General features: G+C 66.5%; 12 protein-coding genes and 1 tRNA gene. 9 read left to right on the forward strand and 4 right to left on the reverse strand.

The genetic code is table 11. From position 1 onward, the window contains the following. Positions 1–105: 105 nt before the first annotated feature. Positions 106–669 carry a TetR/AcrR family transcriptional regulator gene (locus tag E3T41_RS18765; RefSeq protein ID WP_134478563.1) on the reverse strand — a complete coding sequence of 188 codons (564 nt, stop codon included), beginning with the start codon at positions 667–669 and terminating at the stop codon, positions 106–108. Between the two features lie 204 nt (positions 670–873). Here E3T41_RS18765 and E3T41_RS11000 point away from each other — a divergent pair, with 204 nt between their 5' ends. Next, entirely contained in the window at positions 874–2376 is a 1503-nt protein-coding gene (locus E3T41_RS11000; RefSeq protein WP_241991141.1) for an MFS transporter, read from the forward strand. A 78-nt stretch (positions 2377–2454) separates the two neighbouring features. Here E3T41_RS11000 and E3T41_RS11005 read toward each other — a convergent pair whose 3' ends face one another. Next, positions 2455–2706 (reverse strand): DUF6458 family protein, encoded by a 252-nt coding sequence (locus tag E3T41_RS11005; protein ID WP_092341415.1) that lies wholly within the window; start codon positions 2704–2706, stop codon positions 2455–2457. A gap of 111 nt (positions 2707–2817) precedes the next feature. Between E3T41_RS11005 and E3T41_RS11010 the strand changes: the two genes are divergently transcribed. The 3 genes from E3T41_RS11010 to E3T41_RS11020 are packed head-to-tail and all read left to right on the forward strand — an operon-like array spanning position 2818 to position 5741. After that, entirely contained in the window at positions 2818–3888 is a 1071-nt protein-coding gene (locus E3T41_RS11010) for a 3-isopropylmalate dehydrogenase (RefSeq protein ID WP_092449273.1), read from the forward strand. After that, on the forward strand, positions 3885–4988 hold the full coding sequence (locus E3T41_RS11015) for a branched-chain amino acid aminotransferase (protein ID WP_134478565.1): 1104 nt from the start codon (positions 3885–3887) through the stop codon (positions 4986–4988). Before E3T41_RS11010 ends, E3T41_RS11015 begins: the two co-directional genes overlap by 4 nt. A gap of 24 nt (positions 4989–5012) precedes the next feature. Continuing rightward, on the forward strand, positions 5013–5741 hold the full coding sequence (locus tag E3T41_RS11020; RefSeq protein WP_370257525.1) for a fumarylacetoacetate hydrolase family protein: 729 nt from the start codon (positions 5013–5015) through the stop codon (positions 5739–5741). Positions 5742–5798: 57 nt separating this feature from the next. On the opposite strand, the gene E3T41_RS11025 is transcribed toward E3T41_RS11020, so the two are convergent. Beyond that, complete coding sequence (locus E3T41_RS11025; RefSeq protein WP_092449270.1) at positions 5799–6416, reverse strand: TetR/AcrR family transcriptional regulator; 618 nt, start codon at positions 6414–6416, stop codon at positions 5799–5801. Positions 6417–6517: 101 nt separating this feature from the next. On the opposite strand from E3T41_RS11025, the gene E3T41_RS11030 reads away from it, so the two are divergent. Together E3T41_RS11030 and E3T41_RS11035 are read left to right on the forward strand one after the other, a co-directional pair. Continuing rightward, a complete protein-coding gene (locus tag E3T41_RS11030; protein ID WP_104132610.1) occupies positions 6518–7552 on the forward strand; it encodes an NADP-dependent oxidoreductase in 1035 nt (344 codons plus the stop codon). 53 nt (positions 7553–7605) lie between these two features. Further along, positions 7606–8313: a type 1 glutamine amidotransferase domain-containing protein gene (locus tag E3T41_RS11035; RefSeq protein ID WP_134478569.1), complete on the forward strand. Its 708-nt coding sequence runs from the start codon at positions 7606–7608 to the stop codon at positions 8311–8313. Between the two features lie 73 nt (positions 8314–8386). Here the strand turns inward: E3T41_RS11035 and E3T41_RS11040 are convergent, their stop codons facing one another. Further along, a complete protein-coding gene (locus E3T41_RS11040; protein ID WP_134478571.1) occupies positions 8387–9556 on the reverse strand; it encodes an aminotransferase class V-fold PLP-dependent enzyme in 1170 nt (389 codons plus the stop codon). An 82-nt stretch (positions 9557–9638) separates the two neighbouring features. Here E3T41_RS11040 and E3T41_RS11045 point away from each other — a divergent pair, with 82 nt between their 5' ends. The 3 genes from E3T41_RS11045 (at position 9639) to E3T41_RS11055 (ending at position 12397) form a co-directional block, all read left to right on the forward strand. Beyond that, a complete protein-coding gene (locus E3T41_RS11045; RefSeq protein WP_134478635.1) occupies positions 9639–10580 on the forward strand; it encodes a LysR family transcriptional regulator in 942 nt (313 codons plus the stop codon). Positions 10581–10697: 117 nt separating this feature from the next. Beyond that, complete coding sequence (gltX, locus tag E3T41_RS11050) at positions 10698–12221, forward strand: glutamate--tRNA ligase (protein WP_092449266.1); 1524 nt, start codon at positions 10698–10700, stop codon at positions 12219–12221. Positions 12222–12325: 104 nt separating this feature from the next. Then, positions 12326–12397: transfer RNA gene (locus E3T41_RS11055), tRNA-Gln, on the forward strand. Positions 12398–12447: the final 50 nt, after the last annotated feature.

Consider the following 12447-nt stretch of genomic DNA (forward strand, 5'->3'; position numbering starts at 1 on the left):
CGACTCCGACGCGCGAAGTGAGTCCGAAGGATCGCAAATCGTACTGCCGGGGTTGGTTTAGGACGTTTTACGACCCCGCGCGGCGTGGGCTGCGGGATATCCGGTTCAGGTCTGCGACAGGATCCGGCCGATCAGGGTGATCAGCCGGGTCATGGACTCGGCGGTGTGCTCCTGCGGCGCCAGTTCGTGTTCGGCCAGCGAACTGTTGACGTAGAGTCCGTCGCTAATGAGCATGATCGCCTCGGCGGTATCCGGGTCGTGGACAGCGTCTTCGATGACCGAGAGCCAGCGCCGCCGAATGTCGCCGAGCACCTGCATGGCCCGTGGATCGCGACCCTGGGCGAGGCGGGAGCCAGCGATGTAGGCGCGGTCGAGCGGGCTGCCGGTGTGCACCGAGGTTCGAATGAGGTAGTCGACCGGGCCGGCCGGGGCCGTGCGGATGTTCTCGGCATCCTCATTCGCGAGCGCATCGAGACGGGCCAGCATTCCCTCGATCAGGGCGCCTTTCGAGCTGAAGTGATAAAGCAGTCCGCCCTTGGAGACCGCAGCGGCCGCCGCGACGGCATCCAGCGTTGCCGAGCGCTCTCCGCCCTCGACCAGCAACTCCTCGAAGGCATCGAGCAGACGATCCCGGGTAGGAACGGATGATGCTGGCACTTTATTCGACATTGGCCCATGGTACCGAAATGGGCGGGCTTCACGCTGGACAACTATACCGTCCAGCCGGTACAGTAAACCTTGTGCCGCTGAAGGAGCGGTCGCAAAAACTACCCAGAGAGTGTTGAGATCGTGTCTGCCCCTGTTGTTCCCACCAAGCCCCTTGACCTGACCAGCACCGCCCTGAGCAGCGCGACCCCGCAGGCGCGCGGCGCCGTGTCCGCTCTGACAGTCGTGCACGATCGCCGACGATGGTGGGCGCTCGCGGTGCTGATGCTTCCGGTGCTGCTGGTGTCGATCGACAACACAGTGCTCAACTTTGCGCTCCCCGCCATCTCGGAGGCGACTCGGCCGACCGGGGTGCAGCTGCTCTGGATGGTCGACATCTACCCGCTCGTGCTCGCCGGCCTGCTCGTGGCAATGGGCAGCCTGGGCGACCGCATCGGACGTCGCCGCCTGCTGATGATCGGTTCGGCCGGCTTCGGTGTGGTCTCGGTGTTCGCGGCCTTCGCCCCGAGCATCGAGGGGCTCATCATCGCCCGCGCCGCCCTCGGATTCTTCGGCGCCATGCTCATGCCGTCGACTCTGTCGCTGCTGCGTTCCACCTTCGTCGACCGCGACCAGCGTCGCCTCGCTATCGCGATTTGGGCCACCGGCTTTGCGGCTGGCAGCGCCCTTGGCCCGGTGGTCGGCGGCATTCTGCTCGAGCACTTCGCCTGGGGCTCGGTCTTTCTGATCGCCGTTCCCGTTCTGCTGCCGCTGCTCGTGCTGGCGCCAATTCTGGTGACCGAATCGCGGGATCCGCACCCGGGGCGCATCGACCTGCTCAGTATTGCCCTCTCACTCGGCACCATGCTGCCGATCGTCTACGGCATCAAGAGCATCGCCGAGCACGGCGTGACCTGGATCACGGTCGCCCCGATCGCGCTCGGACTGGGGCTCGGCGTCTGGTTCGTGCGTCGACAGCTGCATGTGCCGAACCCCATGCTCGACATGGGGCTGTTTCGACGCGGCGCTTTCAGCGGCGCGGTCGGCGTCAACTTGCTCAGTGTCACGGCGCTGGTCGGCTGCCTGTTCTTCATCTCGCAGCACCTGCAACTCGTGCTCGGGTTGTCGCCGTTGAACGCTGGGCTGGTGCTCGTTCCCGGCCTGGCCGCGATGATCGTGGCCGGACTGCTGATCGTGCCGATTGCACGCCGGGTACGGCCGTCGCGGGTGGTGCCCGTGGCGCTGCTGGTGTCGGTGGCTGGATTCGCGTCGATCGCGCTGCGCGGCGGTGCAATCGATGCGTTCTGGATCGGCGTCGCCTTCGTGCTGCTCGGCATCGGAATCGGCGCGGCCGAAACCGTCTCGAACGAGCTCATCGTGGCGACCGCGCCGGCCGACAAGGCAGGGGCGGCATCCGCTGTGTCTGAAACAGCCTACGAACTGGGAGCGGTGCTCGGAACGGCCGTACTCGGCACCATCCTCACCGTGTCCTACCGGGCGGCGGTACTGTTGCCGGACGGCCTGAGCGCGGCCGACCGGCTGGCGGCGGGGGAGACTCTCGGCGGGGCGGTGTCCGTGGCTCGTCATCTTTCGCCCGCGGCCGGGGAGCAGCTGCTCGAGTCGGCCCGACACGCCTTCGACAGCGGTGTGGGCCTGACCGCCTGGATCGGCGTCGCGCTGGTGCTCGGAGCGGCCGTCGTGGCGCTGCTGTCGCTGCGCCGGGCCCGCTAAAGCCCGCGAAAGCGGGTGAAGCGTTGTTTCGCGAGTGCTGAAGCAACACTTCACCCGCTTTCGCGTGCTGGGGCCGAGCTACAGGTCGTCGATCGAGTTCTCGCGACGGGTGACCTGCTCGCCGTTCGCCGGGTCGGCGATTGTGCGGGTGGTGCTCACGCTGTTGCGGCGGCGGGTCATCAACACGATGCCGAGGATCGTCACCAGCGCTCCGGCCGCGAGCAGAATGTAGCCGACGAGCGTCAGATCAATGCCGGTGACGGTCACGTCGAGGGCCCAGACCAGAATGGCGCCGACGACCAGCAGAAAGATTCCTAGTCCGATACTCATGATTTCCTGCTCTCCATTGGTGGTGCCTTGGAGACAAGCCTAGGCACTTCGGCGACAAAGGTAAGGTTTGACTATACGCAATTTAGGTGTTCGTTGACTGTTCGGAGCCGCATGTCTCGTACTATCAAACTCGCTGTCATTCCCGGAGACGGGATTGGACCGGAAGTTGTCGCTGAGGCCGTGAAGGTACTCGGCGCCGTCACTGCCCGCGATGACGTCACGATTGAGACGAGCACCTTTCAGCTGGGCGCCGCGCGGTTTCTCGAAACCGGTGATGTGCTCACCGACGCTGACCTCGCGTCGATTCAGCAGCACGATGCCATTCTGCTCGGCGCCGTCGGCGGCGTTCCCGGCGACCCCCGGCTGAAAGACGCCAACATTGAGCGGGGCTTGCTGCTCGGCCTGCGCTTCGCCCTCGATCACTACGTGAACCTGCGGCCCTGCACGATCTACCCCGGTGTGACGAGCCCGCTCGCCGCCCCCGGCGTGGTTGACTTCGTCGTCGTGCGCGAGGGAACCGAAGGCCCCTACGTCGGCAACGGCGGCGCCATTCGCCGTGGCACCCCGCAGGAGGTCGCCAACGAGGTCTCGGTCAACACCGCCTACGGCGTCGAACGCGTCGTGCGCTACGCCTTCGAGGTCGCCCAGGGGCGTGAGCGCAAGCGCCTCACCCTGGTGCACAAGACCAACGTGCTGGTCTTCGCCGGCAGCCTGTGGCAGCGCATCGTGAACGAGGTGGCGCTGGAGTACCCCCAGGTTGCGGTGGATTACCTGCACGTCGACGCGGCGACCATTTTCTTTGTCACGAATCCGGGTAGATTCGATGTACTCGTCACGGACAACCTCTTTGGCGATATTCTCACCGACCTGGCAGCGGCAATCAGCGGCGGCATCGGCCTGGCAGCCTCCGGCAATATCAACCCGACGGGCCGCTTTCCCAGCATGTTCGAGCCGGTGCACGGCTCGGCCCCCGATATCGCCGGCCAGCAACTCGCCGACCCGACCGCGGCCATCCTCTCGGTGGCGCTGCTGCTCGATCATCTCGGGCTGACGGATGCCGCGGCTCGCGTCAACGACGCGGTTGCCGACGACCTGGCGCGCCGCTCCACTTCGGTGCGACGCAGCACGGCTGAGGTGGGAGACGCCATCGTGACGCTTTTGACAGACAAGGTACTCAAATGAGCAAGACCACAACGTTTCCCCTGAACTTCACCGTCACCCCGTCGACCGAGGCCCGCGCCGAATCCGAACGCGCCGAAATTCTCGCCGACCCGGGCTTTGGCAAGCACTTCACCGACCACATGGTCACCATTGATTGGTCGGTCGATGCCGGCTGGCACGACGCCCGCGTCACACCCTACGGACCGCTGCTGCTCGACCCCGCCTCGTCGGTGCTGCACTACGGCCAGGAGATCTTCGAGGGTCTCAAAGCGTACCGGCACGCCGACAACACGATCTGGACCTTCCGGCCCGAGAAGAACGCCCAGCGCCTGCAGCGTTCCGCGCACCGGCTGGCTTTGCCCGAGCTGTCCGTCGACGACTTCATCGAGTCGATCAGGCAGATGATCGCGATCGACGGCGACTGGGTTCCTTCAGCGCCGGAGACGAGCCTCTACTTGCGCCCGTTCATGATCGCCAACGAGAGCTTTCTCGGCGTGCGCGCCGCCCACCAGGTGAGCTTCTACGTCATCGCCAGCCCGGCCGGCGCCTACTTCGCCGACGGCGTTGCCCCGGTGAAGATCTGGCTGTCGACCGAATACTCCCGCGCCGGTCGCGGCGGTACCGGCGCTGCCAAGTGCGGCGGCAACTACGCCGCGTCGCTGCTGCCCCAGATGGAAGCCTACGAAAACGGCTGTGCCCAGGTGCTCTTTCTCGACGGCGAGACCGGCAGCCACATCGACGAGCTCGGCGGTATGAACGTGTTCTTCGTGCACGGCACCGACACGCTCGTCACGCCGCGCCTGACCGGATCCATTCTGGAAGGCGTCACCCGCGACAGCATCATGCAGCTCGCCCGCGACCGAGGTATGACGGTGGAGGAACGCGAGGTGACGCTCGGGGAGTGGCGTGAGGGTGTCGCATCCGGTGCCATCACCGAGGTCTTTGCCTGCGGAACCGCCGCCGTCGTCACCCCGATCGGCCAGCTCAAGGCGCGCGACTTCGCGATCGGTGACGCGGATGCCCCCGCCGGCGAGATCACCCTGTCGCTGCGCCAGGAACTCACCGACATTCAGTATGGGCGCCTGCCCGACCGTCACGGCTGGCTCACCCGGCTAAGCTGAACCTTTTGGCCTTTGCGGGCGGGAATGAGACACGTGAAGATCGCACGCTACAGCTACCAGGGCGCCATCGCGTTCGGCATCGTTGACGAGCACGAACTGGTCGTGCTCACCAGCGACCCGATGTTCGCCGGCTTCGACACGACCGGCGACCGGGTCGCCCTGGCCGACGTGAAGCTGCTCGCGCCGGTGATTCCGCGGTCGAAGGTCGTTGCTATGGTCTCGGCCGAGGCGTTCGTGCTGCGGCCGAACACCGCCGTCGTCGGCCCCGGCGACGCCATCGTGCTGCCGGCCGCGTCGGAGCAGATCGAGGTCGACGGCCAGCTCGCCATCATCATCGGCAAGATCGCCAAGAACGTTTCGCCAGCGGATGCTTTGAGCCGCGTCTTCGGCTACACCGTCGCGACGGTCGTCACCGCGGCCAACCTCGCTTCGGGTGTAGCGGGCGCCTTCGACACGTTTTTGCCGCTCGGTCCGGTCATCGAGACTGAATTCGATGAGGCGTCGTCAGCGCTGCGCGGGCTTATCAACGACGAGGAATTTCAGGCGGTCGCGCTTGACGATGACGACCGCATGACCGAGGACACGGTTTCTGCCCTGGTCGCGTTCGCCTCGAGCGTGTTCACGCTGTTGCCCGGTGATGTGATCCTGCCCGGACGCCTGGACACGCCCGCGGCCGTCGTCGATGGGGACACGATCACGATGGCGATCGCGGGCATCGGTTCGCTGGTGAACCCGGTGGTGCGCCCCGCCTGACCCGCGAGCGGGCACCAAGATCCAGGCAAAGGCCCGGGCCCGGATCCGGCGCCGGACTCAGTCGGTGGCGTCGGGGAACCAGATCCTGACCTGGTTCGACGCCGTGTTCAGCAGGGCGATCGCCTCATCCCGGTTCACCCGGGCGACGAGCATTGCGCTCAGGGACAGGGAGGCCAGGGTGCGCACGCGCTCGTCGACGGATTCCGCTGCTGACGATGACGATGACGATGACGGTGCCGCGGCCGATTCGAGTGCGTGCCTGAGCGCATCGGTCAACTCGATGCGGTATCCCTCCACGACGGCGCGGGTCGGCTCGTCGTGCGCGGCGAGGCCGGCGGCGCAATTGACCAGAAGGCATCCGGTCTGCGCTGAGTCGGGGGCCTGCGTGACCGTTGCGCGGGCGAGGCCGGCGAAGTACTCGAGCAGGGCTGAGGAATCGCGGGGCCCCGCTCGCAATCCGGCCAGCCGTGGCCGGATCACCGTCTCCAGATAGTCGGTGACCGCGGCGTCGAAGAGCCCGCGTTTGCTCCCGAACGCGTGGTACAGGCTGGACCGCCCGACGCCCGTGGCCGCCTCCAGCTCGGCCAGGGATGCGCCGTCGAATCCCTTGTCCCAGAACAGGTTTCGCGCAGCCTGCACGACCACTCCGCTGTCAAAGGTCTGCATCCGCCCCATGTTCGCTCCTTGAATTCTGTCCGACGATCGGACAATTTTGTGCACCGATAAGTCTACTATATAGTAAAACGATCGTTCTAGAACTAGCAGAGGAGCCGACCATGGCGTCAAATACCGTCAGTACCCAGATCCAGCTCGTGAACCGTCCCGTCGGCTGGCCGACGGATGCGGACTTCCGCACCGTGACCGTCGACCTGCCGGAGCTTGCGGCCGGCCAGATTCGAGTCGCGAATGAATTCATCTCCGTCGACCCGTACATGCGTGGCCGGATGAACGATGTGAAGAGCTACATACCGCCGTTCGTGCTCGGTGAGACCATGACCGGCGCGGCTGTCGGCCGCGTCATCGCCTCCGCAAACGAGGCGTTCGCCATCGGCGACGTCGTCACCCATCAGTACGGCTGGCGTGACCTGGTGCAGGAGGACGCCGCCGGCTTCAGGGTCGTTCCCGAGCTCCCCGGCGTTCCGGCCTCCGCTTACCTCGGGGTGCTCGGCATGACCGCCCTGACCGCCTACGTCGGCCTGCTCGAAATCGCGGGGCTCAAGGAAGGCGACACCGTGTTCGTCTCCGGCGCAGCCGGAGCGGTCGGCAGCATGGTCGGCCAGATCGCCCGACTCAAGGGCGCCAAGCGCGTCATCGGCTCCGCCGGATCGCCCGAGAAGGTCGCGCTGCTCACCAGCAAGTACGGCTTCGACGCCGCGTTCAACTACAAGGACGGTTCGATCACGGACCAGCTCGCCGCTGCAGCACCCGACGGCATCGACGTGTACTTCGACAACGTCGGCGGTGAGCACCTCGAGGCAGCCCTGGCCTCCTTCAACGACGGCGGCCGCGCGGCCCTGTGCGGCGCTATCTCCTTGTACAACAGCACGGATGCCCCGGCCGGTCCGAACAACCTGTCCAACATCGTCACCCGCGGCCTGACCCTCAGGGGATTCACCATCGGCAACTACTGGGCCCACCTTCCGGCATTCTCCGCCGAGATGGCCGCCTGGCTGGACTCCGGCGAGATCGTCTTCGACGAGACCGTCGTCGACGGCGTCGAGAACAGTGTCGAAGCGTTCCTCGGCCTCATGCGCGGCGAGAACACCGGCAAAATGGTCGTTCGCACGGGCGGGCTCATCCCGACCCTCTGATTCGAATCACCCCGCACAATTCCGCGAACGACTTCACTGAAAACGGAGACACTATGACCCACGTACTTTTCGTCGTCAGCGCCGCTGACCACTGGACCCTCAACGACGGCAGCCAGCACCCCACCGGATACTGGGCAGAGGAGCTCGCTGAGCCGCACCGCCTGTTCACTGCGGCCGGCTGGCAGATCAGCATCGCCACACCGGGCGGCGTGGCTCCGACCATCGACCCGGTCAGCCTCCGTGCCGATGCGGCCGGGGGAGAGGACCGTGCAGCACAGATCATCGACTACATCGGAACCATCTCCAGCCAGCTCGATGAACCGCTCAGCCTCGACGACATCACCGTGGCCGACTACGACGTGGTGTTCTACCCGGGCGGTCACGGCCCGATGGAAGACCTCGCTGTGGACGCCGACTCTGGGCGCATCCTCACCGAATCTCTCGACACCGGCCGCATCCTCGGCGTGCTCTGCCACGCCCCGGCCGCCCTGCTCGCTGCTCAGCGTGCCGACGACAGCTGGCCGTTCACCGGCTACCGGATGACCGGCTTCACGGACGCCGAAGAGGTTCTCGGCGGACTGGCTCCGAAGGCTCCGTGGCTGGTGCAGAGCCGCCTGGTCGAACTGGGCGCCGACTTCATCGCCGGCGAATCATTCGCTCCGCACATGGAGATCGACCGCAACCTCTACACCGGTCAGAACCCGGCCTCATCGGGCGCCCTCGCCGAGGCGATTATTGCGGCCGTCGCCGAGAAAGCATAACGGCGGGCGACGTCGGGCCCAGGGGCTCGACGTCGCCGACAGCGAACGTATGCCCAGCGTTGCCTGGCTGTACCTAGCCGCGGCGCAGCGCGTCCAGCACGGCGTCCACGTCGTCCCGATCATTCCAAAGATGGAACGCCACGCGGGCTCGACCGGCGCGGCCAGAGGCGGTGATTCCGGCGGAGGCGAGGCGAGCGAGGTCGCGGCCACCGGCATCCGGCCAGCTGACGATGGCCTGATCAAGCCGAGGCAAGCCGAGACCGTCACTCAGGGCATCACCGAGCCCCGCAGTGTGGGCGCGCACTTCGGTCATATCCAGACGGCGGAACAGGTCGATGGCCGGTTCGGCACCGACCCAGGCCGGCCAGGCCGGCGATACGTCGAACCGGCGGGCCTCGGCAGCAAGCGCCATCGCCGGACCGTAGCAGGATGCCCACAGGTCGTCTCCCGCATACCATCCGGCATTGATCGGGTGCAGTTGTGCGGCGAAAGTCTCGGCGACCGTGAAGAACGCAACGCCGCGCGGGGCGCAGAGCCACTTGTAGCTGTGGCAGATAGTAGCATCGAACTGGGAGGCGTCGACCGGCATCCACCCGGCGGCCTGGGTGGTGTCGCAGAGTGTGAAGGTACCTGTTACACGTGCGGCGGCCCGGATGGCGTCGCTGTCGGCGACAGTTCCGGTGGCGGATTGCACGAGCGAGAAGGCGACCAGCCATGTGTTCGCGGTGAGACTCGAGGCCAGATCGGCGAGGGGGACCTGCCGCACGGTCACGCCGCGGTGCGCCTGGGCCAGAAACGGGAACACCATCGAGCTGAAGTCACCGAGGGGCAGCACCACTTCGGCACCGTCGGGCAGGCTCGCGGCGATCAGGCCGGCCATGACTGAGGTCTGCGAGCCGATCGCCACGCTTTGGGCTGTGACGTTCACCAGATCGGCGTACCCGACGCGTACGCGCTCGACGACCTCACCGTAGCGGGAGGCGCAGGCCTGGCCGCCGGCCCAGGCCTCGGTATCGGCGCGCATCGCGGCGATCGTGTCGATCGTGGGCAGTCCGAGGGTGCAGGCGGCGAGGTAGCCGCGGCCCGAGGCGTAGCGGGCGCGGGCTTCGAGGAGGGTTACCGTCGTCGTGCTCGTGCTCGTGCTCGTGCTCGTGCTCGGGCTCGTGTCAGCGGTCTTGCCGGCGCCCGGGTTGGTGGCCGTTTTGGCGGTGGGGCTGCTGGTGCTCGTTGCTGCGGGGCTCATGTTTCTAGTGTGACCATCGAGAATGCATGCGACAACGGCCAGTATCTGATGCATTGCATAACCAAGAATTATGATTGAGAACATGATCCATTTGCCCGGCGAGAACCCCGACATCGACGCCAACGCACTGAGGGCCGTGGGGGCGGTGCACGAATTCGGGTCCATCACCGCCGCGGCCGCCGCCCTCGGCTACAGCCAGCCGGCAGTGAGCCAGCAGCTCAAACGGCTCGAGAAGCGGCTCGGGCTCGCCGTGGTCGAACGTGTCGGCCGTGGAGTGCGACTGACCGAGGCCGGCCTCGTATTGGCGCGGCACGCCGTGACCGTGGCCACAGCGCTCGATGCAGCCGGGGGGGAGATTGCCGAGCTGCAGGGGCTGCGCACCGGGCTGGTGCGTCTCGTGGCCTTCCCGTCGGCATCCGCTACCCTCGTGCCAAGCCTGCTGGCGCGCATGAAGCAGCAGCATGCCCAGATCAGCATCACCTATCTCGAGGCCGAACCGCCAGAGGCCGTCGCCGCCGTGCGCGAGAATCGGGCCGACCTGGCCATCACGTTCAGCTACCCGGGCGACCGCGTGGATCCGCACCGGCAGAGCGCCCAAGGGCTGCGGGTGGCGACCCTGCGGCGAGACGAGATGATGCTGGTGCTGCCGGCCGGGCATCCGCTGGCCGGTGCTGCCGCACCGATCGACCTCGGCGACCTCGCCGACGAGAACTGGGTGGCCGGGTGCCCGCGCTGCCGCGGCCACCTGCTCGACCTGTGCGATCGCCGCGGATTCGCCCCGCGCATCAGCTATGAGACTGACAACGCCGCCGCCGTGTTTGGCTTGGTCGAGGCCGGCATCGGGGTCGCGCTGCTTCCTGCCCTCGCGATCGAGTCGGTCGGCCGGCGCGCGGGCGCCTCTATCCGGGCCACATCCGGGCAGGACCATCGCACCCTGCACGCCGTGACAGCTGCCGGAGCCGAGCGTGTACCAGCCCTGGCCGCTGCGCTGCGCGCGCTGGTCGCGATCTCGTCGGTCGTCTAGGCGGCGTGCGCCGGGCCCACCTTACGAAAGCGGGCCCATGCTCGATCATGGGCCCGCTTTCCGGGCCCGGGCCCGGACAGAAGTAGGTCCGGGATCGCCCAACTAGAATCATGAGTAATGTCTGACACCACTGCACACCCGTTTTCTACCGCCACCGGAACCGACGTTCGCGTGCGGTTCTGCCCCTCTCCAACCGGAACGCCGCACGTCGGCCTCGTCCGCACCGCCATGTTCAACTGGGCCTACGCCCGGCACACCGGCGGCACGATGATCTTCCGCATCGAGGACACCGACGCCGCCCGCGACAGCGAGGAAAGTTTTCTCCAGCTCGTCGAGGCGATGCGCTGGCTCGGGCTCGACTGGGACGAAGGCGTGGATGTCGGCGGCCCCCAAGCGCCGTACCGCCAGTCCGAGCGCTACGACATCTACCGCGGAGTCATCGAGCAGCTCAAGGCGAGCGGCCATATCTACGAGAGTTTCGTCACCGGCGAAGAGATCGAGAAGCGTAACCGCGACCTCGGACGTGACCCGAAAATGGGCTACGACAACTTCGAGCGCGATCTCACCGAGGAGCAGAAGGCCGCCTACCGGGCCGAGGGCCGCTCCCCGGCGCTCCGCCTGCGGGTGCCGGACACCGAGCTCTCCTTCGATGACCTCGTGCGTGGCGAGATCACCTTCCCGGCCGGCTCGTTTAGCGACTTCGTGGTCGTGCGGCCGAACGGGCATCCGCTGTACCCCTTCGTCAACCCGGTCGACGACGCGCTCATGGGCGTCACGCACGTTCTGCGCGGCGAGGACCTGCTCTCGAGCACCCCGCGCCAGATCGCGCTCTACCACGCGCTCATCGACATTGGCGTGACCACCTTCGTGCCGCGCTTCGGTCACCTGCCCTACGTCATGGGCGAGAAGAACAAGAAGCTCAGCAAGCGCGACGCCGAAGCGAACCTGTTTCTGCACCGCGACCGTGGATTCATCCCCGAAGGACTGCTCAACTACCTCGCCCTGCTCGGCTGGTCGCTCTCGCACGACCGCGACGTGTTCACGATCGACGAGTTCACGGCCGCGTTCGACGTCGTCAACGTCAACCCGAACCCGGCCCGGTTCGACCTCAAGAAGGCCGAATCCATCAACGGCGACCAAATTCGCCAGCTCGAAGCGAACGACTTCGCCGCCCGCCTGGTTCCTTACCTCGTGACCGCCGGCGTGCTCGGCGAGACCCCGAGCGCCGCCGACCTGGCCCTGCTCGCTCAGGGTGCCCCGCTCATCCAGGAACGCATCGCGCTGCTCGGCGAAGCGCCCGCCATGCTCGGTTTTCTCTTCGTGACCGGCGCCGACCTCATTCTCGAAGCGGATGCCCTCGCCTCCCTCCCGCAGAACGCCGCCGACATTCTCGGCGCAAGTCGTACCGCCCTCGAAGGTATTCCTGCAGTGGAATGGACCACCGACCGTGTGCACACGCTGCTGGCCGAGACCCTCATCGAGGGCCTGGGACTCAAGCCGCGTGTTGCTTTCGGACCGCTGCGCGTCGCACTGTCGGGTCGCAAGATCTCCCCGCCGCTGTTCGAGTCGATGGAAATTCTTGGGCAGGCTGAAACTCTGGATCGCCTCGATCGGGCGCTGGCGGTAGTGACGGCCGCCTGACCGCGGGGTCGGAGGGGCTTCGACTCGCCGGGGGACACCTCGGTTTGGCCTCTCCAGCCCAAGTGGGCTAGGCTAATACTCGGCCCGATCTTCGGATTAGGCATTGGGGTATGGTGTAATTGGCAACACGGATGATTCTGGTTCATTTGTTCTTGGTTCGAGTCCAGGTACCCCAGCACTAGCAGGCGCAGGATTCCGCGGCGAAATCACTTATAGCCCACCCTGT

It is taken from the genome of Cryobacterium sp. Hh38 (assembly GCF_004403235.1).
Taxonomy (GTDB): domain Bacteria; phylum Actinomycetota; class Actinomycetes; order Actinomycetales; family Microbacteriaceae; genus Cryobacterium; species Cryobacterium levicorallinum.